Here is a 20,753-nt window from a genome sequence, read left to right as displayed (position 1 = left end):
GATGCCGCGTGCGAGCGTCGTCTGAAAACGTCGTATACGATTGTTGCGCGCAATCACTGTGCGACGGTCGATTCTCGCACGATCAGCTGCGGCGGCAACGCAATATGCGCAGGATTGTCCGGGCCGGCAGCAATCAATCGCAAGGCTTCTGACACGATCTGCTCGAACGGCGGGCGTACGGATGTCAACGTCGGCATTGTGGTTGTCGCAATGGGGGAATCGTTGTAGCCGATGATGCGCACATCCTGCGGCACGTGCAAATGCAACGCGTGCAACGCGACCATTGCGCCAAACGCGATCGCATCATCCGCGCACACCAGCGCATCCGGGCGTGTTTCCGCGCTCTCCACGCTGCCATCCGGAGCGGTGAACAGGCGCATCGCGCAATCAAAGCCGCGCTGCACCGTGCGTTCGCCGAAACGATTCCAGTCGGCGTATGTGCGCAGGCGGAAGGCGCGAATCTGCGTGTGGAACATTGCGAACAATTCCGCCGATTCGAACGAGATCTCCTTACCGGCGAGATATGCGATGGAGTGCGCGCCCTGCGCGCGCAAATGCCCGATGGCCTGTTCCATCGCGGCGTTTTCGTCGATGCTGACCATCGATGTGCGGAAGGATCGTTGTCTGCCGCCGACCTGCACAATCGGCAACGTTGGCGCGTATTCTTCGAGAACGCCGGCCAAATCGGCGCCGGCTGCGGTGACGACAATAATGCCATCCGCGTGACGGGCCGCCAATGATTCGATACGTTCGGCCTGTGCATCTTGCGTATTGCCGATGCCAAGCAGTAGTTGCTGTGAATCGGTGTCAATAGCTGGCTCAAACTGGTCAAGCAAGCGGGCGCTGAAGTTTTCGGTGGCGCTGGGAATCACCAATCCTATGGTGTTGGTGATGTCGCTGCGTAGCGAGCTGGCTGCATAATTGACGGAATAATTGAGTGTTTTCGCGGCTTTGCGCACGCGACGGGCGATGTCGTCGTCTTTGGTGCGGCGGCCCGACAGCACGCGGGACACTGTGGCGGTGGAGACGTTGGCGAGGGCGGCGACATTGGTGATCGAGCTGTTGCCGCTTACTTTGCCTGCCATGGTTCCTCCGCAATGATGCTGCCGCGCGCGGTACAAGCAGTATGAATGCCGGCGCGGTGCCGTGAATGATGGGATGGCGTTGGAGAAACGCCTTAAGCATTGTAGATGATGTTTGCCGATGACGATTGCGGTATGCGAAACGGCCGGGCGCCCGAAGGCGGCCACGGCCGTTTTTACGTGAAAAATCTGACCGCTCGATTATTCGGCGACGAGAGTGGAGATCAGGTTGTCGGCCACTTCGGCGGCATTGGCGCCATCAACGGTGATGGTGACAGTATCGCCCTGCTTCACGCCCAAGCCCATGATGGACAGGATGGAGTTGGCCGGAACCGGGGCGTTTTCGCCCTTGGCGATGGTCACGGTGCAGCCGGATGCGGTGACGGCCTGAGCAAAAGTGGCGGCCGGACGCGCGTGGATGCCGACGGGATCGTTGATGACTGTGCTACGGGTTTCCATGGAAACGCTCCTTTGGGGTCATGGTAGTTGTGCTTTCGGTTAGACGGCGTCCAAGCCGACTATAAGGGACATTATAACACTTCATCGGACATTTTCAGCAATCGTTTACCCAAGTTGCATCAACAATTTTCTTATGTATAATATCCAAAAGGCTGAAAATGATTTACCGGCGATGAAGTCGCGAATCATGCGACTGCCGATAAGACAAGTAAGACGAACCACGGCCTGAAGTTGCGCCGGCATGGCCTTGGCAAAGACGCGGCGAAAATCCGAACAGGAATAGGAGATCACACATGGACATCAAAGGTGTTGGCATCGGCCGTTCAATCGCGGTCGGACCAGTTATTCGCATGGCTGCTCCGCTGGCCGAACCAGCGGATACGCCGCGTGCCGAAAGCATCGCCGCGGAAACCGAAATCGCCCGCGTCACCGCAGCCCTCGACGCCGTCAACGCCGACCTGAACGTTCGCGCCGAAGCGGCTGCCAATGGCGACGAAGGCGCCAAGCAGGCCACTCCGATCCTGCAGGCCATCGCCATGTTCGCCTCCGATCCGGCATTGGCTGAATCCATCAAGACTCTCATCAGCCAGGGCAAGACCGCAGAGCGTGCAGTGCTCGAAGGCTTCGCCGCGGTCGAAGACATGTTCCGCGCCATCGGCGGCTATCAGGCGGAACGTGCCGCCGATCTGCATGACGTCGGCCAGCGCGTCATCGCCGACCTCATGGGTGTGCCGGCTCCTGGTCTGCCTGTCAGCGACACCCCGTTCGTGCTCGTCGCCGAAGACCTATCCCCGGCCGACACTGCCGCGCTCGATATGAGCAAGACCCTTGCCATCGTCACCTCCCAGGGCGGCCCGACCTCCCACACCGCAATCCTCGCCCGTGCCCGCGGCATCGTCGCGGTCGTTTCCGCCGCCGAAGCTGAAGGCTTGGCCAACGGCGAAACCGTGATCGTCGACGCCGCCCACGGTGTCGTCATCTCCGATCCGAGCGACGAGCAGATCGCAGCCGCCGAAGCCGCCAAGGCGCAGGCAGCCAAAGCCAAGGAACTGCGAGGCCAGCCGGGCGCCACCAAGGACGGCGCTCGCATCCCGCTGCTCGCCAACGTCGGCAAACCTGCCGATGCTGCCAAAGCGTTGGAATACGGTGCAGAAGGCGTCGGCCTGTTCCGCACTGAATTCCTGTTCATCGGCAACTCCGAACCGCCGAGCGTCGAAGAGCAGACCAAGGCCTACACCGAGCTGCTGGCCCAGTTCCCGGGCAAGAAGGTCGTTATTCGTATGCTTGACGCAGGCGCCGATAAGCCGCTGCCGTTCCTGACTCCGGAAGACGAACCGAATCCGGCTCTCGGCCTGCGCGGCCTGCGCACGTTGAAGGCGCATATGGACGTGCTTGAAGGCCAGCTCAAGGCGTTGGCCGCCGCCAACGCCGCCACCGAAGCCGACCTGTGGGTCATGGCCCCGATGGTCGCCGACCAGTATGAGGCCGACTATTTCGTCAAGCTCGGCAAGAGCTTCGGCCTGAAGAAGGTCGGCGCCATGGCCGAAGTCCCGTCCATCGCCCTGATGGCCGACAAGGTCGCTGAAGTGGCCGACTTCGTGTCCATCGGCACCAACGATCTGACCCAGTACACGATGGCCGCCGACCGTACGCTCGGCTCCGTCGCCAACTATCAGACCGCATGGCATCCGGCGGTGCTGCGCGCCATCAAGCTGATCTGCGACGCCGGCAACGCCAAGGGCATGCCGGTAGGCGTGTGCGGCGAGGCCGCCGCCGATCCGGCTTTGGCCGTCGTGCTGGCGGGCCTGGGCGTCAACTCCCTATCGATGACCCCAGTCGCCCTCGACGATGTGCGCGCCGAACTGGCCTCCGTCACCATGGACGAGGCTCGCGAACGCGCCGCCGCCGCCCTTAACGGCGACTTCTACACGCCGGCCGAATAGTCCGCGCATGACCGCAGAGTCAGCCGCGCGTCGGCTCGCGTAGCCCGCTGCGCAACTCTGTGGCCGCGCTTCTGGACAATCCGGCCCAACTTTGTGTCAAAACCACGTGGTTTTTACGTTTTGGGGTTCTCCAACATCTCCATTTCGTTAAAACCCCGTGGTTTTAACGGTTTAGAGGCCTGCTGGGGGTCAGTTTCGTTAAACCCACATGGTTTTAACGAAATGGAAAACACCCAAGCTCCCAAACCGTCAAAACCACAAGGTTTTAACGGTTTTATGGCCTGTCGGGCGCCTGTTTCGTTAAAACCCCGTGGTTTTACGTTTTGGGGTTCTCCAACATCTCCATTTCGTTAAAACCCCGTGGTTTTAACGGTTTAGGGAGCGGGGACGACTGGAAAAGGCTTGATTGGGGGAAATGGGAAGTTGGTTGGGGCGGGAAATCGGTTGGGGAAGACGGGCTGCGTTGGGATGGCCGCGAGGTGGACGGGCTGGTGTGTGAGGCACAGGAATGGTGGATACTGGAAACATGAGAATTTCAGCTGATTTCACCGTTGTTCCAGACATATTCGCAAAGGCGGCGCCGCCTGAGAATCGCGCGGAGGGAACACCGGTTGTGTCATTCCCGTTTTATATTGACGATCTTGATTCATCTGTGCGCTATTTGCATTGGCAGTTCACAGATCCGGATTCCATTCCGGTATGCGGATTCGAGTGGATTCATTGGTCGGTTGCGAATTTGCCGGTTGATGCGCTGATGTACGACTTCAACGATGCGCACGCATTGGCGATCCCGGCCGATTTTTCGCGGATGATGCCTGCGATGATTCCTGAAGCAGTGCAGGGGCGCACATCGGCGGCCTCCCGTTTTGTCGGAGCCACCGATCCCGCGGTGACGATGCGGTATAACGGCCCGCAACCGCCGGATAAGAATCATGAATATTACTTGCATGTGTGGGGTACGGCGAAGCCTCTGCCCGGATTGAATCAGGGATTCTGGCTCAACGAATTGCAGCATGCGATTCGTGACCTCGAAGGAAGTCCCGATCAAGGCGGCATGTTCATAGTCGGCGAAGCCTGATCACATCACACTGTTCAAGTCCGAACATACGAGTATCCAAGCTTGTATCACATCGGCCTCGCAATGGCCGCACAAATAAGAAAGAGGAACACCATGGCCTGCACCACGATTCTGGTCGGTAAAGACGCGAGCTACGACGGGTCGACCATCATTGCCCGCAACGAAGACAGCGCCAACGGCGAATTCAATCCGAAGCGCTTCATCGTTGTCAAGCCGGAAGACCAGCCGCGTAAATACCGTGCCGTCATCTCCCATGCCGAAATCGACCTGCCGGAAAACCCGCTGCAATACACCGCAGTACCCAATGCCGATCTGAAAGAAGGCATTTGGGGAGAAGCCGGCGTGAACGAAGCCAACGTGGCCATGAGCGCCACCGAAACGCTGACCACCAACGAGCGCGTGCTCGGTGCCGACCCGTTCGTCGAATTCGTCCCGGCCAAGGGCGACCAGCCGGAAATCCACGGCGGCATCGGCGAAGAAGACTTCCTCACCTTGGTGCTGCCGTATATCAAAACCGCGCGCGAAGGCGTGGAACGACTCGGCGCGCTGCTCGAAGAATACGGCACATATGAAATGAACGGCGTCGCATTCTCCGACGTGGACGAAATCTGGTGGATGGAAACCGTAGGCGGACACCATTGGATCGCCAAGCGTGTGCCGGACGAAGCGTACGTGACCATGCCGAACCAGCTGGGCATCGACGAGTTCGACCTCGAAGACGCATTGGGTGAGCAGGAAAACCACATGTGTTCCGCGGATCTGGCTGAATTCATCGACGACAACCATCTCGACCTGGCCGTTGAAGCGACCAGCCCGTTCAACCCGCGTGACGCCTTCGGCTCCCACTCCGACTCCGACCACGTGTACAACACGCCGCGCGCCTGGTACATGCAACGCTTCCTCAACCCGTATGATGAAGTGTGGGATGGTCCGGACGCAGACCACAAGCCGACCAGCGATGACATTCCGTGGGCTCGCCAACCGGAACGCAAAATCACCATCGAAGACGTGAAATACGTGCTGAGCTCCCACTATCAGGGCACGCCGTACGATCCGTACGGAAAACTCGGCGATGAGCACACCCGTCGCATGTTCCGCACCATCGGCATCAACCGCCAAAGCCAGCTGGCCGTCATGCAGATCCGCCCCTACCGTCCGCAGGCCAGCCGTGCCATCCAGTGGATGGCTTACGGTTCCAACCCGTTCAACACACTCATCCCGTTCTATCCGAACGTCGGCAGCACGCCGAAGTATTTGGAAGACACCACCACGCGCGTCACTTCCGAAAACTTCTACTGGGAGAATCGCATCATCGCAGCCCTGTGCGACGCCGCCTTCTCCGACACCGCCAACGCCGTCGAACGCTACCAGCAGAAGACCGGCGCTTTTGGACACCGCATCATCGCCGATACTGATGCTCGCATCGCCGAGCTGGCCTCCATCATGGACGTCAGCGCCAAACAGGTCGCCGACGACGAATATGACGATGACGAAAACGGCATCATCGACGTGCAGCCGATGGAACCGGACGACATCATCGACGCCGTGCGCAACGACGAAGTCCGACAGATTCTTGGCGAAGCCAACGACAAGATGGCGGACTTCCTGAAGGAAGAAACCGACAATCTGCTCGACTCCGTGCTGTACACCACCAGCATGAAGATGAAGAACGGCTTCAACCGATCCGACTTCTAATATGACAACGCCCGCCACGGCCATCCAAGTCGTGGCGGGCGTTCTCAATAAGCGAACTCCCCGTTAAATCAAACATCATCAAACATCGGCATACGGTATGCACACTGCATCCGAACATCATCGAACAACATCTGAACATCACTCGAATATCAGCAGGACACAAACGCAATATCGGCCTTTCTCAAGGCCGCAAACGCGATAGCGACATCCGACATGCCGCATACAATGCTATCCGTCCTGAGATGAGCAGAAAGGAACCCCAATGACCACCATTGCGGATTTCACCAGCCAGTATGGCCTGGTCCAAAAGATCGACGCCTTCGGATATCTCGACTATCTGAACAGCAATCCCGACGCTCCGCGCAAGCACGGCAAGATCGTGCTGGTCACGGCGGACACCCCGCTCAAGGCCTCCCGTGGTGAAGGCAAAACCACCACGACGATCGCCATGATCGACGCGTTGCGCGCCCGCGGCATCGACGCAGCAGCCGTGCTGCGCCAGCCGAGCATGGGCATCACCGCAGCCGGCTCCAAGGGCGGCGCCTCCGGCGGCGGCAAAGCATCCCTGACCCACCCCGAACTGATCGACTGGGGCCTGTGCGGCGAAATGGCGGCCATCGAATCCGCCCAGAATCTGCTCGTCTCCTTCGCTGAAAAGGCCGTCGACGAAGGCCTCCTCGACGACATCCTTGTACCGCGCGTCTCCGAAGTGCCGTCGCGTTCGCTGCGTCAGATCGCAGTGGACCGCGGCAAAGGCAACGTCGCCGAACGCGTCGTGCTCACGCCGACCTGCGAACTGATGCAGATCGTCGTGCTTTCTCGTTCCATGGACGAAATCGCGGAACGCGTGTCCAAGATGATCGCCGGCACCAAGAACGGCAAGGCCGTCACCTTCGGCGAATTCGTTGATTTGTGGCGCATCACCGGTATTCTGACCGATGCCGTGAAGCCGGCCAAAACCGAAACCGTCAACGGCTCCCCGGTGTACGTGCACGGCGGTCCGTTCGCCAACGTTTCCATCGGCATCCCGACGCTTGTCAGCGTGGAAATGGCCTGCTCGCTGCACGACGTCGTCATCGTCGAAGCCGGTTATGGCGCCGACGCGGGCGCGCAGAAGTGGCTCGACATCGCTTGCCGTGAATACGGCGCACAGTGGCCGTCCGCCGCGATCGTCGTGACCCGCGCCTCCACCTGGCGTGACGACCCGGCCCTCTCCTGGCGCTACCCGTTCCACGTGCAGCGCTTGGAAGGCCTTGATATTCCGACCTTCCCGCTGGTCAACCTGTGGGAAGGCGAAGACGATCAGGTGCCGGCCTTGCGTGAAACCGCGAAGGAACTGAACTTCCGCGACCCGATTATCGGCAACCTGTACCGCGATGGCGGCGACGCGCTGGCCCCGCAGCTGGACGCTTTCGCAGATGTGGTGATGAACGGTGCCATGCCGGCTCAGCCGCACACGCATCGCGGCATGGCGCTTGTCGAAAACGTGCGCTGGGTGGCCGAACACGCGTACGGTGTGCCGGCCGACCGCGTTGTGCTGAAGGACGGCTTCGCCGATTCTCTGAATGAGGCCACTGCGTTGTGCGCAAGCGCCGGCATGAGTCTGAGCGATATGGCGTTGGTGGCCGTGAAATCTCCGGCAACGATGACCGACAACGATTCCGCGCCTCAAACAGAGCGCACCGTGACGCTGAAGAAGGTCGAAGTGCACGCCGGCGCAGGCCTGGTGCACGTGAACCTGACCACGTCGCTGACCACCCCGATGCCGAAGATCGTCTGATTCTTCCACATCTGCCGTATCGTCCGATCGGCCGCATCGCCTGATTGGCCGTATTATCTGGTCTGCTGCGCCGTCTGATCGGTCGTATCGTCTATATCGGCGCATCGGTGGCATTCAATCGCTAACCAACAAGGGCTGGAATACGCTTTCAACCGCGTATTCCAGCCCTTTTGCATGCGACTCATCACATCTCCTCCGGGGTGTGTCCGATCTTTGACTTTGTTCATGCATCCGGTCTTGTATCGCCTTTTTCCGTCCTTTTCTTCCTTTTTTGCGACTTCCATGTGGCGCAAACGTCACCACTTTTCTCCATCGCATACTGTGCGCAAAATGGACGGTGCGATTCGCTCGGCAGGGCATGGCCTATTGCAATTTACCGTGCCGCATTTGGGTGAGCATTTACGTGAGCACCAGTGATTTTGGCGACCTGATATGCGGCTGCGGTCACATGTGCTGAAAAGGACGTGTCCCGCCAGCAGATGTGACCGTTTTTGGGCTTGAAAACGGTCACACTTGCTGGTGAGGACGCCCTGCTTCAGCAGAAGTGACCGTTTTGCCCCTGTTTTTCGGTCACATTTGCTGATGGCGTACGTTCATATCAGCAAATGTGACCGAAATGGAATGGAACGGTGCAGAGTCGTTGCAGAGTCGCAGGGCGGCGGGATGGCAGGGCGATGGGGCGGCGGGGCGACGCGTAGTCGCAGCGTAACAGGCGACGCATAGCAGCGGCGAGCCCTGCAATCAGCGTAAGGCTTAGAAATTGCCGCCGTTCCAACCCCAGTCGGTGGTGGCGGTGTATCGGATGTAGGTACGATCCTGTGGAATGCCCAGCTCGGATTCCAACGCGGCCATAATCTGCTGCGTCAACTTCTCCCACGCGGAGCCCGGCACGGAGCGGCCGAACACGTTGACTTCAACATAGGCGGCCGGCTGGCTGTCGTCACCGCCGAAATAAATCGGCATATTGTCCTCGAACGGGCACATCAGCCACCCCTCGGACTTGCCCGGAACAGCGGTGATCGCCTTGCCATAGGCGGCCTTCAGCGCTTCGCGCTGTTCGGGCGTGGTGGAAACGGAGACGTGAGTGTGAATAACTGGCATGATTCCTCCTTATGGACATGAGCCGTATGCGTGATATGCGTGCGCCCTTGTGCCGGGCTGCGGCCGACGCTTCGGACTTGTGTCAAAGCGCCTGTGTTCAATGGTATGCCGTGAGGAAACTGATTGAACAACTTGTGAAATTCGGCATCGTCGGTGTCGTCGCTTTCATCATCGACTTTGGTCTGCTGAATATTTTCGTCGGTGTGTTTCACTGGCACAATGTGCTTGCAGCAACCGCTTCCTTCCTGATTTCGCTGGTTTTCAACTATCTGGCCAGCATGAAATTCGTTTTCACGCATCGTGACGACATGGCGCGTTGGATGGAGATCCTTATTTTTGTTGGCGCCTCCGTTATCGGTCTGTTCATGAATGATGCCATTATTTGGATTTCGACATATGGCATGAATCGTGACGCCTATAACACGCAGCATCTTGAATATTTGATTCGTACGAATGCCGGAAAGCTGGTTGCCACGGCGATTGTAATGGTGTGGAATTTTGTAATTCGTAAATGGCTGCTTGATAATACGCGCACGAATGCGCTGAATCGTTTGAAGCGTGCCGATAATCGCCTGTCGCGGGAAGAGCTGGACGCCAAGTGGGAGAACAGTTTCTCGCATAAGCTTGGCGTCTGGTCGTTGCGGCATACGCCAAAAGGTTGGCGTTGAATCTGATTACGACAGAAACGTTGAGATTGAGGCCGCGGAAAACCCGCGGCCTTTTGTTTGTGACAGGAAATGCGAGGCTGCTGCCCCGTCGTTGCCCACGTGTCGCCATCAGGTGCCCCGCTCGTACACTGAAAACATGAGCAAACATCATCGTGACCGCAATTGGGCGCCATCGCCGGAGCCACTTCCCGTCGACGCTCACACCATCGATAATCACACGCATGTCGCCTCCGTCGTGCCGTTCTCGGAAGCCATGAGCCATGAGGCCGTCGAAAAAGGCCAGGATCCCGTCCCCGTCTACAGCGTCGACGAGCTGCTCGCACAGGCCGCCGCAGTAGGCATCGACGGTGTTATCGACTGCGGCTGCGAATTGCCGAATCTCATGACCGCAATCGACATGGCGCGCGAGCATCCCGACACGGTGCACGCGGCAATCGCCATTCATCCCAATGAATCCGTACACCATGGCCATCGCGCTGCTCCCGGTCCCGACGGACTGCCCGTGCGTTACAAGCCGTGGCACGATGTTTCTTTCGACGATGCCATGGCGGAAGTGCATCGTCTCGCCGTCACCTATTCCAAGCAGGTCGTTGCCATTGGCGAAACCGGCATGGACCTGTTCCGTACCGGCGAAGAGGCGAAAGAGCTGCAGCGTGAGGCGTTCCGCGCGCATATCGCGCTCGCGAAAGAGCTGAATCTGCCGCTGCAGATTCATGATCGCGATGCACACAAGGATGTCATCGAAACGCTGCTGGCCGACGGCGCGCCCGAGCGCACGGTGTTCCACAGCTATTCGGGCGATGCGGAAATGGGCGAGATTGCGCGTGAGCATGGTTGGTATTTGAGCCTGTCGGGCACGTCAAGTTACAAGGGCAATGACGGCATTCGCGAGTCGGCTCGCATTGTCGGACTCGACCACATCATGGTGGAGACGGATGCTCCGTATCTGACGCCGATGCCGTACCGTGGCCGTACAAACGCGCCGTATATGATTCCGTACACGTTGCAGGCATTGGCGAGTTATTTGGATTTGTCGATTGGTGAGGTCGCGCGCGCGACGCGTCGCACCACGCAGACCGTGTACGGTGTGTGATTTTCGCATGATTGCAGTGTGGCTGCAGTGTGATTACGGCATGATCCACGTACGATCACGTCCCGCAGCGTTCGTGTGAGAAACCCCAAAATCAGGCGGTATATGCACTCGTTTGCATATACCGCCGTATATGTATTGGCGTGTAGTCGTTGTACACTGCCCCGATGGACGATATTCCCTTCGTCGGGAATGCCGTGAAAAGTGGTTAAAATGTCAAGATTTCGTTAAGATTGTTTTGACAGTCAGGCTTTTCATAGCGTCGCGCAGTCGACAACCGACGACGGATCAATGTGTCCCATTGGAGGAAAACGTTATGGCGGACGAGCCTAAGGATAATGAGCCCCTGTTGCGGGCTGCGGAATATACGAATGCGCCGAAGGTCTCACATCAGGTGATGACCAAAGAAGAGCGCAAAGAGCTTCTGAAGCAGCATGAGCAGCGTCAGCAGGAGAGCAAGAAACTCGACAAGGCGGCAAGTCACGGCCCGATCGGCCGTTGGTGGAGCCGCCTGCAGGCCAGCCCGGACAAAGTCAGCTTTGCCATGTGCATCGTGGCCCTCGGCGTCGTGTACGGCGACATCGGCACTTCGCCCCTGTACACCGCACAGGCGTTCATATCCGGACAGGGCGGTATCGGCAACGCCGACCGTGAAGCCGTTCTCGGCATGCTGTCACTGGTGTTCTGGTCGATTACGCTGATCACCACCATCAAATACGTGTTGATCGCCATGCGCATCGACAACAAGGGTGAAGGCGGCATCTTCGCATTGTATTCGCTGATCCGTCGCTACGGCCCGTGGCTGGCCATCCCGGCCATGATCGGCGGCGCGGCGTTCCTGGCCGACTCCGTGCTGACGCCGGCGGTGTCCATCAGCTCCGCAGTCGAAGGTCTGCGCACGCTGCCGATGTTCGAGCATGTGTTCATGGAAAACAAGGAACTCACGCTGTTCATCACCATCGCCATCATCCTGATTCTGTTCTCTGTGCAATCGCGCGGAACGGAAAGCATCGGCAAGGTGTTCGGCTCCGTGGTCATGGTCTGGTTCGCGTTCCTCGCCGTGGTCGGCGTCATGAACCTCAGCCAGGAGTGGAGCGTGTTCGCCGCGCTGAACCCGGTGTACGGCATCAAATTCCTGTTCAGCCCGCATAACGCCGCCGGCATCGCGTTGATGGGCACCGTGTTTCTGTCGACCACCGGTGCGGAAGCTTTGTATTCCGACATGGGCCATGTCGGCCGTGGCAACATCTACTTCACATGGCCGTTCATCAAGATCGCGCTAGTGCTGAACTACTTCGGACAGGGCGCGTGGATCATGGCCAACCAGAACAATCCGGAATACGCCGACGTCGACAGTCTCAACCCGTTCTTCCAGATGATGCCGCCGACCCTGCGCTATGTGGCCGTCATCCTGTCTGTCGCGGCAGGCGTCATCGCATCGCAGGCGTTGATCACCGGCGCGTTCACCATGGTGTCCGAAGCGACGCGCCTCAACTGGATGCCGCATCTGCAGGTCCGCTATCCGTCCCGTACACGCGGTCAGCTGTACATTCCGACCATCAACCTGGTGCTGTGCGTCTCCACGCTCGCCGTGCTGGCGATCTTCCGCGATTCCGAGCATATTTCATCCGCATACGGCTTGGCGTTGACGGTCACGATGATCACGACCACGATTCTGTTGGCTGTGCACCTGTGGCATCGTCGCAGCAAGATCTTCGCGGTGGCGTTCACCATCATCTTCCTGGCCATCCAGATTTTGTTCTTCATCGCTTCCATGGCGAAGTTCCTGCATGGCGGCTGGTTCACTGTGCTGCTGACGCTCGCCATTCTCGCCGTGATGTACACGTGGAAGGAAGGCACGAAGCTGGAACGCGCGCAGCGCCGCCACATGCAGCCCACTGATTGCCTGCCGGTGTTGGAAAAGCTGCACGACGATTCCTCGATTCCGCGTTTCGCCGACAATATCGTGTATCTGACATCCGATCAGGAAATGAAGCGATTCGATACGGACATCTTCTTCTCGATTTTCGCCGACCATCCGAAGCGCGCCCGCGCATGGTGGGCCGTGTCGGTGGAGACGACGGATGAGCCGTTCACCCGCGAATACAGCGTCGAAAGTTATGGTACCGATTTCTTCTTCCGCGTGCGCATCCGCTTGGGCTTCAAGGTGTCCCAGTCGATTCCGGCCTACCTGCACCAGATCATGAACGATCTGTCGAAGTCCGGCGAGCTGCCGCAGCAGAAGTCGATTTACCCGAAGGTCGACGCCGATCCGAACATCGGCACAATCCGCTATGTGCTGATTCACAAGACGTTGATGCCGGATTCGAAGGTGTCGGCGCGTGGCGCGCTGTCGTTGAGCATGAAGTATGCGATTCGCCATGTGGCCGGTTCCCCGACCAAATGGTTTGGCTTGGCCGCGTACAATCCGCTGGTCGAGGTGCAGCCGCTGTTCATCGCGACCCACCGTCCACCGCGTCTGAAGCGCGTGTGATACGCGTGTGAGCCATGACCGCGGGGCTTGGAGTGCTTTAGGGACTTTGTGGGTGCCTTGGGAGACTCCTTGGGTGTTCGGCTCATTCGTAAATCCGGAAAAATAAGCGTTTTGGGGTTGTGCCACATTGAGTACAACCCCAAAACGCTTATTTTTTGAGGCTATCTTACGATTGTGTGTACCACGTATGGGTGGATGCCGTTTGTGCTTGTTGGAAATTCAAGGAAAATATCGGCGTAAGACCCTAATTTCGGAAGCAAGGTACACACAATCGCAAAATAGCCTTCAAAATACGCGAATATGGTTTTACTCCTGATCGACCCCGTGAATCAGCATTGACGCCATGTCTCCCCGATGACTTGTGCCGGATTGTTCAAAAGGCTTTACGCCGATATGCATCCTGCGAAGTTTTACAATGTGCTGTGAAACACAGGCCGTGAGCCGCTGCGCAGAGTGCGCGGAACTGAAAATCGTGAAAAGTCACGAAAGGCGTACATTATGAGCGGATACATTCCCACCGTTGACCAGGTCGACGAACTGCACAAGAAGATCGCGCCCTCCGAGGCTGCATACGAGCTGGTGCACACGCATTGTGTGATTGTCGCGACGATTGCCTGTCAGTTGGTGCGCCGCCAGAATGCGTTGTTCATGCGTCGCTGCACGCTGCCCGCCGATGCTCCTGAAAAAACCGGCTGCTTCGTCGCCTGCGATAAGCCTACCGTACCGCCGACCGGCGGCGTTTCGGGCGGCACGGTGCCGCCGCGTCTGCTGGATGAGCATGAAGTGCTGATCGGCGGCCTGCTGCATGATATCGGCACGTATTTTGTTCTGAAACATGACGGCACGGATGGAGAACCGCTGAAATTCAGCAAGAAGAAGTACATTCAGCACGGCATCCGCGGATATGAATACTTGATTGGTGAAGGCGTGGACGAGTCGATTGCGCAATTTGCCCGCAACCATACGGGCGTCGGACTGACGCGCGAGCAGGTTGCGGCGCAGGAATTGCCGCTGCCGTTGGACGATTATGTGCCAATGAATCTGGAACAGGAAACGGTGATGGTGGCCGATAAGTATCACAGCAAGTCGGTGCCGGCGAAATTCCTGACGGTCGATGCCTATATGGAGCGCGCCGCCCGTTTCGGCGAAGACAATCGTCGCCGTTGGCTGGAATTGGTGGAAAAATACGGCGTCCCGGACGTAGAGGCGTTGGCAGCCAAATACAACATGCGCCTCATCTGAGCTGTTGAAAACCGTTACAACCCTGTGGTTTTCACGGTTTTGCTGGTTTGCTTCCCCCGGTTTCGTTACAACCCTGTGGTTTTTACGAAATTCGGGACATTGGGGGCCTGCTTTCGTAAAAACCACAGGGTTGTAACGGTTTTCAACGGTACGGGTTGGTGGTTTACAGTTCGTAAACGGTTTCCATAGCGTTCGCTACGGATTCGCGGTCGGTGACGATGATGATGCAGCGTTTGCCGTCATCATCGCGCTTCAGCCCGGTCAGCAAATCCAGCACGGTAGCAGCATCAGAAGCGCCGGCCTCGTCGTCTTCGAAGGCGGCGGTTGGTTCGTCGGCGATGATCACTTCCGCCTCGCAGGCCAGTGCGCGCGCGACGGCGACGCGATACTGTTCGATGGCGCTCAGTTCGCCAATAGATACGCCGGATGTTGCACCCTCAAAACCGACCTTTTTCAACAGTTCGCGTGCGATTACCGGTTTCGGCTTGAGGAAGTTGCGGTTGGACGCGTCCATCGCGTACAGAATGTTGCTTTCCGCATCCAGATCCGCGCGCACGGCATACTGCTGCGGAATGAAGCCGATGCGATGCGCGAGCACTTCCAGCGGTTCCAATTCGCGCAGATTCACGCTTTTGCTGATTACATTGCCGCTGTTCGGCAGAATCATTCCGGTCAGCACGCCGAGCATCGCCTGTCGCGTTTCCAAATCATCTTCGGCGGCCAGCATGGCATATGTTCCGCCCTTATGGAAGGCAAGTGACACATCGTCAAGAACAGTGCGGCCGGTTTTTGCGTTTTTAACGGTTACATGCTCCAATGCCAGCGTCGGATTGGCTTTTAGCGCGTAGTCGCGGCTGCTGCGAATTTCGCGATCCAGTCGAGTTGAAACGCTTGTCGCCGCAGCGTCGGTGACCGCGTTGGAGGCCGGCTCCTTTTCGCCCTTGGCTGCGTGTCCAAAAGCATCGTCTTCGCGTTGTAAGGCCAACGTTTCGTTGACTTTCATCGCATTGTCGGCCGCCACGGAAGAGGATGCGTCGCCATTTTCGCCGCCTTCATCCGATTCGTCCGCTTCGTCAGCAGCAGCATTATTAGTGATGCCTTCAGCGGCCGCATTCACGCCGGCATCCTCGCCATCGGTAGCATTGACGGTATCGTCGGCCATACTGATTTCGTCATCGGCGGCATCGTCAAATACGAAATTAAAAGGAAGATTGTTGATATCTTCCGTGTCGGATTCGACGGCGTCAGCATTGGCGGTTCCAAACTTGGCAGTCTCAGCACTTTCAACATTCTCAGTATTGTCGAGCGTTTCCTTGTTCATCGTATCCTCGGCGTTATAGGTGGAATTTTGCGTTTTTTCGTTTAGGTCGCTCATTGTGCTCACGCCTCATTCTTTGTCGCGTCAGCTTTTGCGCCGGTCTTCGTCGCACCCCTCGCGCCGCCCGCGTACGGCATAAGCAGGTTCTGCGTCGGGTAGAGCGCGGCACGAAGCGCGGCAATGATGCCAACGACAATGCAGGCAGCCAATCCGCCCCATACCATCGGCCAAATCGAAGCTGACACGGCAGCGGTTTCGTGTCCAATCACGGCAACACCAATCGGCCTGGCCGTAAGCGCGCCCACCAGCAAACCAATCGCGGCGGCCGGCAGCGTGCACATCAGCGTTTCCAGGAAGAACTGTCCACCCAAACGACCCTTGGTCACGCCGCACACCAGTGCGGTGGCGATCTCATTGGCACGGCCCTTGATCGTATGCAGCAGCGTCAGCACAATAACGCCGATTCCGCCGATGACGCACAGTACAATCAGCGCGATGCGCGTTATGGAAGCCGCCTGGTCCAGCGGAGCGATCGACTTCTTGTAGGCCGTCAACGACGGGGACGTGATCTCGTAAGCGGAGTCCAGCTTTGCCTTCTTCACTGTGGACGCGAACGTGTCGTAATCGGCGGGGCTCGACAGCGAGAACACGATATTCAAATCAGGCTTGGCCCAGCCGGTCGCTTCGGAATCATCGAGCGAATTGGAAGCGAACGTGTAATACGTCGTGTAAATCACGTTATTGCGATTATCCTTGGCGTACTTGGCGTCATCGCCGTAACCTTCCGGCGCGCTGCCGACATATTCGTAAATGCCGCGAATGGTCATGTCGTATGTTTTCGACGTGTCAGTCGGGTGTCCGATCGTGATCTTGTCGCCGACCTTCAAATCATTCGCCTTGGCCAGTGCATTGGAAATCAACACGCCATTATTCTGACCGCCGGAATACTTCAGATGCTTGCCGTCGACCACTTTGTAGCTGCCGTACGGATTGTTGTTTTGCGCGCCTTCCAGCGTGTAGAAGCTTTGCAGCGTCAGTTCGCCGCCGGTTTTATCGGCATCTTCGCCAGAAGAATCGCCATCGGACGTTGCAATAGCGGTGACGGAGTCGCTTTGACGTACCGGAATGGATTCGGTCAGCGTGTACTGGAAGGTCAGTCCCGCGCTTTGCACGGCGGTCGCATACGTGCTGTATTCATCCCAGCCCAGGTAATTGTCGGTGTAGCTGTCGTCTCCGCCGTCGCGCTTCGCTTGTGTTGCCGCGGTGGGGCGAATCTGCGCGGTTGCGGTCTGCGACTGATAGTCGTCGTTGTTGGCGACGTCGTCCTCATGGATGACGGCCAGTCCCACGGTCGAGCCGAATGAGACGAATAGGGCGATGAGGGCGGTGGAAACGCCGTACCATGTGTGGCGTTTCAGCGCAGCTCCGGCGTTCTTGAGAACGAACATGCTACTTCTCCAGTTCTCTTCCTGTGTCGCCGGCGTCGCGGCCGGCGGAATGCGGTGGCCGAGACGCAGCACAGCAAGGCACCCTCGGCGGGCAGCTGCGTCCCGTAGCCTCCATCATTATCGCTGTATGTGTATGTTTTCTTGCGCATTACTGTTATACCCCTGCGTGAAATCTGAATATAGCCTGAAAGCGTGGTCGTCCAATAGTCGAAATGCAACATGATCTGCAGCTTTTCGCGTGATGATTTCGGGGCGATTATTTTTTTTTGGGGGGGGGAGAGAGATTGGTTGGTTGGTTGATTTGTTGGTTAGCTGGTTGGTTGGTTGATCGATTGATTGATTGATTGATGTTTGCCTCTAGATTGCTGGCTTTGTGATCTTCCAAACTTGTTCATGCATTGTTGGTTCATGCATCGTCGGATATTGTGCCCATCTGCTGCAGTAATTCACAGAATCCTTTTGATTGTGAATAAGCCGGTATTCATCCACAAATCCACAGATTTTCCGTATTCCATGGTGGAGTCTTGCTCGGCCGTGACACAGTTGCGGATACGCGATGCCTTTCGCGACGCGAGCATCCCGTACGGTATGTCCCGAACTGTGCGGCATCTCGCATTGTGGAAGGCGGGCTCGGGCTGTGCATGAGCTCATGGTTTGTGCGGGCTCCGGTTTTATACCGGCTCGGCCTGTGCCGTATCGCGGGCGCCACGCTGCGCAACGCCGCACCGCGCGGCGCCACATTCCAGAGAAAGGACCACAATATGGGAACGTCATTTGCAATGGACAATATCGGATTCCTGCAAGCCATCAATCAGTTGGAGCGCCGCTTCGACGAAGTCGTGTCGCCGGATTCCGCCGCGGCCTCCACCGATGCCGTTGAAATTGAGGCCAACGACGCCCTCTCCTCCGACGCCCGCGACCCTCTCGATCCACACCTCTACGAACTCGCCTGCGGCGTCTTCGGCAACACCGCCTGGGCATTCACCATCGGCCTCGCCAGCATCTCCTACGACACGCAACTCATCGGAGCCTGCCGCGACTTCATGCACGGATGTGCGGCCGTCGTCCGAAAATACGGCCTCAGCGTATGGCTATACGACCTGATCAACGACTCCTCCATGGCGGTATTCACCGGCGAGCCCAGCGCTCGCATGCCGATCTGCATTCGTATGCGCCACCACGTCGACATGATGCGCCGTTTCCATATGCACGGCATCAAACGCTACGGCACACGCGAACAGCGCGAAGCCGACATTTGGGAGCATTCGCGCCAAATGCATCGTCTCGGTGCCTACAGTTTGCTGCGATGGGGCGTAGGGGAGCGGCAAAGCCTGCCGATAGCGCTTGCGCTGTTGACAGATCCGGGTGTGGGCATGTGCATGCTGCGCGAGGATTCCACGGTAATGGACATGGGCGCCATTCCGGACATGCGGTACAGGCGCATCGTCGACTATGTGAAGGAGCTGCGCGCGCAGGCCGATCTGGATTATGCACGGACCGTCGGCAGCGATGGCATTGTGGAGACGATGCCCAACAGCATTCCGGGATTCTCCGATATCGACGCACGATATATCAGCGATGCCGCCCGCCTGGCACGCGCTTACCGTGACCTGTGGAACGTGCACGTCGCTCGCGCGGATGACGTGATGGCCGATATCGAACGCGACCGCGCGCTGCCACGTGTGCCGCTGTGGGTGAACGTCGTTCATCTGCGAGACCTTGCATATTCGCTGATGGGCGCGACGCTGTCGGCGGATCTGGTGGAAGGATTTGAGAATCATGACGAGCGGCGGTTCGAAGAAGGCGTACGGCGGCTGGAACGCATGGCTGAAACGGTACGCGATCACGGGCTGGTGATGTTGCCGGGGCTGCTGTTGGAGGAATGCGAGCCGGCACCGCTGCAGTCGGAGCGTTTACGCTTGGATGAGTGGGAGAATGAGCATCGCGCTTACTGCAGGGTCGGGGAGGACATGGCTGCGGTGATGCTGTATCGTATGCCTTACGAGGACGTGGCCCGTCGTTGCGCCGTCGCCTTGGTGAATTGCGATGCCGACCGGTATGCGACAGCGATAGAACCGCTGCTGTCCGGTGAATGCGAGCATCGTGAGGATGAGACGGAGTGTTGCGCGGCCGGCTTGGAAACCCTGTAGACGGCTGCACTGCCGGTCCATGCGGCGTGGCTGCGGATTCGGATGGAAACATCTGGAAGGAGCCGTGATGAAAACGATTGAAGTCGGTATGTCGGGAGTCCAGGCGTCACAGGCGGCGTTGGGCGTCATGCGCATGGATGGGGTTGCCGCTGATACGGCCGCGCAAGTGGTGCGTACCGCCGTCGACCATGGCGTGAACTTCTTTGACACGGCGGATATCTACGGCTTCTCCAAGCATTGCATGCACGGCAGTTCGATGGCGTTCGGCAGGGCATTGAAGGCTGCCGGCGTGCGCCGTGAAGACGTCATCATCCAAACGAAATTCGGCATCGACATCGAATATCGTTCCGATGGAAGCGTGCGCGGACGCGGCTACGACTTTTCCAAGAACCGTCTGATCACGATGCTCGACGAGGAATTGCGGGCGCTCGGCACCGACCATGTCGATTTTGCGCTGCTGCACCGACCCGATAGCCTGTTCGAACCGGAGGAAGTCGCCGAAGCCTTCGACGAGCTGCAGAAGGCGGGCAAGGTACTGCATTTCGGCGTGAGCAATATGGGGCCGTGGCAGGTCGAGCTGCTGCAATCCGCATTGCGCCAGCATTTGGAAGCCAACCAACTGCAATTCGGCCTCGGCCATGCACGGATGGTGTCCGACGAGCTGCTCGTCAACTCCATGCAGCAGGGAGTCGCAGCGGATAATCATTCCGACGGAATACTGTCATACTCCCGCCTGCGCCGCATGACCATCCAGGCGTGGAGCCCGTTCCGCAGCGAACAGGGCGGAACATATGTCGGCGACGCGCAATTCCCCGAACTCAATGCGGAACTGGATCGGCTTGCGGACAAGTACGGCGTCACCCCCAACGGCATAGCCTTGGCATGGATCTCACGGCATCCGGCCAACATGCAGACCCTTATCGGATCGATGAATCCGTCCCGACTGGAAGACATCCTCACCGGAGCCGACGTGACGCTGGAGAGAGAAGACTGGTGGAGCCTGTACGCCGCCGCCGGCAACCCGATTCCGTAGTCTCTTCCGCAAGTCGCTGTCGGCGATTCGATTTTGTAACTAATCCTTGTTGAAAACCGCTGTACGCCGCCGCATATCGACGTGTGGCGGCTTTTTCGTGGGCGTCTCCTTCGGATCGGACGAATCGTTTTGAAGGGTTTGAACGAGTTTCTCTTTTTATGAGCCAGTGCCG

General features: G+C 58.2%; 15 protein-coding genes. 10 read left to right on the top strand and 5 right to left on the bottom strand.

The window, feature by feature from the left end:
* Window positions 1-53: 53 nt before the first annotated feature.
* Window positions 54-1,085, bottom strand: a complete 1,032-nt coding sequence (locus AC1AWD_RS06015) for a LacI family DNA-binding transcriptional regulator (RefSeq protein WP_476564699.1) — start codon at window positions 1,083-1,085, stop codon at window positions 54-56.
* A gap of 198 nt (window positions 1,086-1,283) precedes the next feature.
* Entirely contained in the window at window positions 1,284-1,541 is a 258-nt protein-coding gene (locus AC1AWD_RS06010; RefSeq protein ID WP_476564697.1) for an HPr family phosphocarrier protein, read from the bottom strand.
* Window positions 1,542-1,834: 293 nt separating this feature from the next.
* Between AC1AWD_RS06010 and ptsP the strand changes: the two genes are divergently transcribed.
* The 4 genes from ptsP to AC1AWD_RS05990 all read left to right on the top strand — a co-directional run bounded on the left by ptsP (window position 1,835) and on the right by AC1AWD_RS05990 (window position 8,037).
* On the top strand, window positions 1,835-3,484 hold the full coding sequence (gene ptsP, locus AC1AWD_RS06005) for a phosphoenolpyruvate--protein phosphotransferase (RefSeq protein ID WP_476564695.1): 1,650 nt from the start codon (window positions 1,835-1,837) through the stop codon (window positions 3,482-3,484).
* 526 nt (window positions 3,485-4,010) lie between these two features.
* Window positions 4,011-4,562: a YbhB/YbcL family Raf kinase inhibitor-like protein gene (locus AC1AWD_RS06000; RefSeq protein ID WP_476564693.1), complete on the top strand. Its 552-nt coding sequence runs from the start codon at window positions 4,011-4,013 to the stop codon at window positions 4,560-4,562.
* 93 nt (window positions 4,563-4,655) lie between these two features.
* Window positions 4,656-6,257 (top strand): C69 family dipeptidase, encoded by a 1,602-nt coding sequence (locus AC1AWD_RS05995; RefSeq protein WP_476564691.1) that lies wholly within the window; start codon window positions 4,656-4,658, stop codon window positions 6,255-6,257.
* A gap of 262 nt (window positions 6,258-6,519) precedes the next feature.
* Window positions 6,520-8,037 (top strand): formate--tetrahydrofolate ligase, encoded by a 1,518-nt coding sequence (locus AC1AWD_RS05990; RefSeq protein ID WP_476564689.1) that lies wholly within the window; start codon window positions 6,520-6,522, stop codon window positions 8,035-8,037.
* 753 nt (window positions 8,038-8,790) lie between these two features.
* Here the strand turns inward: AC1AWD_RS05990 and AC1AWD_RS05985 are convergent.
* Window positions 8,791-9,138 carry a phenylpyruvate tautomerase MIF-related protein gene (locus AC1AWD_RS05985; RefSeq protein WP_476564688.1) on the bottom strand — a complete coding sequence of 116 codons (348 nt, stop codon included), beginning with the start codon at window positions 9,136-9,138 and terminating at the stop codon, window positions 8,791-8,793.
* A 134-nt stretch (window positions 9,139-9,272) separates the two neighbouring features.
* Between AC1AWD_RS05985 and AC1AWD_RS05980 the strand changes: the two genes are divergently transcribed.
* The 4 genes from AC1AWD_RS05980 (at window position 9,273) to AC1AWD_RS05965 (ending at window position 14,632) form a co-directional block, all read left to right on the top strand.
* Complete coding sequence (locus AC1AWD_RS05980) at window positions 9,273-9,806, top strand: GtrA family protein (RefSeq protein ID WP_476564976.1); 534 nt, start codon at window positions 9,273-9,275, stop codon at window positions 9,804-9,806.
* A gap of 136 nt (window positions 9,807-9,942) precedes the next feature.
* Window positions 9,943-10,899, top strand: coding sequence for a TatD family hydrolase (locus AC1AWD_RS05975; protein ID WP_476564686.1), 957 nt, complete (start codon window positions 9,943-9,945; stop codon window positions 10,897-10,899).
* 313 nt (window positions 10,900-11,212) lie between these two features.
* Entirely contained in the window at window positions 11,213-13,390 is a 2,178-nt protein-coding gene (locus AC1AWD_RS05970; protein WP_476564684.1) for a KUP/HAK/KT family potassium transporter, read from the top strand.
* A 498-nt stretch (window positions 13,391-13,888) separates the two neighbouring features.
* A complete protein-coding gene (locus AC1AWD_RS05965) occupies window positions 13,889-14,632 on the top strand; it encodes an HD domain-containing protein (protein WP_476564682.1) in 744 nt (247 codons plus the stop codon).
* 163 nt (window positions 14,633-14,795) lie between these two features.
* On the opposite strand, the gene AC1AWD_RS05960 is transcribed toward AC1AWD_RS05965, so the two are convergent.
* Both AC1AWD_RS05960 and AC1AWD_RS05955 read right to left on the bottom strand, forming a co-directional pair.
* On the bottom strand, window positions 14,796-16,007 hold the full coding sequence (locus AC1AWD_RS05960; RefSeq protein WP_476564680.1) for an ATP-binding cassette domain-containing protein: 1,212 nt from the start codon (window positions 16,005-16,007) through the stop codon (window positions 14,796-14,798).
* A 5-nt stretch (window positions 16,008-16,012) separates the two neighbouring features.
* Window positions 16,013-17,398: an ABC transporter permease gene (locus tag AC1AWD_RS05955; RefSeq protein WP_476564679.1), complete on the bottom strand. Its 1,386-nt coding sequence runs from the start codon at window positions 17,396-17,398 to the stop codon at window positions 16,013-16,015.
* A 761-nt stretch (window positions 17,399-18,159) separates the two neighbouring features.
* Between AC1AWD_RS05955 and AC1AWD_RS05950 the strand changes: the two genes are divergently transcribed.
* Window positions 18,160-19,548 (top strand): hypothetical protein, encoded by a 1,389-nt coding sequence (locus AC1AWD_RS05950; RefSeq protein ID WP_476564677.1) that lies wholly within the window; start codon window positions 18,160-18,162, stop codon window positions 19,546-19,548.
* 67 nt (window positions 19,549-19,615) lie between these two features.
* Window positions 19,616-20,581, top strand: a complete 966-nt coding sequence (locus tag AC1AWD_RS05945; protein ID WP_476564675.1) for an aldo/keto reductase — start codon at window positions 19,616-19,618, stop codon at window positions 20,579-20,581.
* Window positions 20,582-20,753: the final 172 nt, after the last annotated feature.

Source organism: Bifidobacterium sp. LH_512, from assembly GCF_056356435.1.
The sequence above is the reverse complement of the archived record's forward strand: the minus strand, read 5'-3'. Positions and strand labels throughout refer to the sequence as shown.

What these genes read in the sequence shown, in the direction of transcription:
- AC1AWD_RS06015 (WP_476564699.1), bottom strand. Translation starts at nt 1,085, where the DNA reads ATGGCAGGCAAAGTAAGCGGCAACAGCTCGATCACCAATGTCGCCGCC.
- AC1AWD_RS06010 (WP_476564697.1), bottom strand. Translation starts at nt 1,541, where the DNA reads ATGGAAACCCGTAGCACAGTCATCAACGATCCCGTCGGCATCCACGCG.
- ptsP (WP_476564695.1), top strand. Translation starts at nt 1,835, where the DNA reads ATGGACATCAAAGGTGTTGGCATCGGCCGTTCAATCGCGGTCGGACCA.
- AC1AWD_RS06000 (WP_476564693.1), top strand. Translation starts at nt 4,011, where the DNA reads ATGAGAATTTCAGCTGATTTCACCGTTGTTCCAGACATATTCGCAAAG.
- AC1AWD_RS05995 (WP_476564691.1), top strand. Translation starts at nt 4,656, where the DNA reads ATGGCCTGCACCACGATTCTGGTCGGTAAAGACGCGAGCTACGACGGG.
- AC1AWD_RS05990 (WP_476564689.1), top strand. Translation starts at nt 6,520, where the DNA reads ATGACCACCATTGCGGATTTCACCAGCCAGTATGGCCTGGTCCAAAAG.
- AC1AWD_RS05985 (WP_476564688.1), bottom strand. Translation starts at nt 9,138, where the DNA reads ATGCCAGTTATTCACACTCACGTCTCCGTTTCCACCACGCCCGAACAG.
- AC1AWD_RS05975 (WP_476564686.1), top strand. Translation starts at nt 9,943, where the DNA reads ATGAGCAAACATCATCGTGACCGCAATTGGGCGCCATCGCCGGAGCCA.
- AC1AWD_RS05970 (WP_476564684.1), top strand. Translation starts at nt 11,213, where the DNA reads ATGGCGGACGAGCCTAAGGATAATGAGCCCCTGTTGCGGGCTGCGGAA.
- AC1AWD_RS05965 (WP_476564682.1), top strand. Translation starts at nt 13,889, where the DNA reads ATGAGCGGATACATTCCCACCGTTGACCAGGTCGACGAACTGCACAAG.
- AC1AWD_RS05960 (WP_476564680.1), bottom strand. Translation starts at nt 16,007, where the DNA reads ATGAGCGACCTAAACGAAAAAACGCAAAATTCCACCTATAACGCCGAG.
- AC1AWD_RS05955 (WP_476564679.1), bottom strand. Translation starts at nt 17,398, where the DNA reads ATGTTCGTTCTCAAGAACGCCGGAGCTGCGCTGAAACGCCACACATGG.
- AC1AWD_RS05950 (WP_476564677.1), top strand. Translation starts at nt 18,160, where the DNA reads ATGGGAACGTCATTTGCAATGGACAATATCGGATTCCTGCAAGCCATC.
- AC1AWD_RS05945 (WP_476564675.1), top strand. Translation starts at nt 19,616, where the DNA reads ATGAAAACGATTGAAGTCGGTATGTCGGGAGTCCAGGCGTCACAGGCG.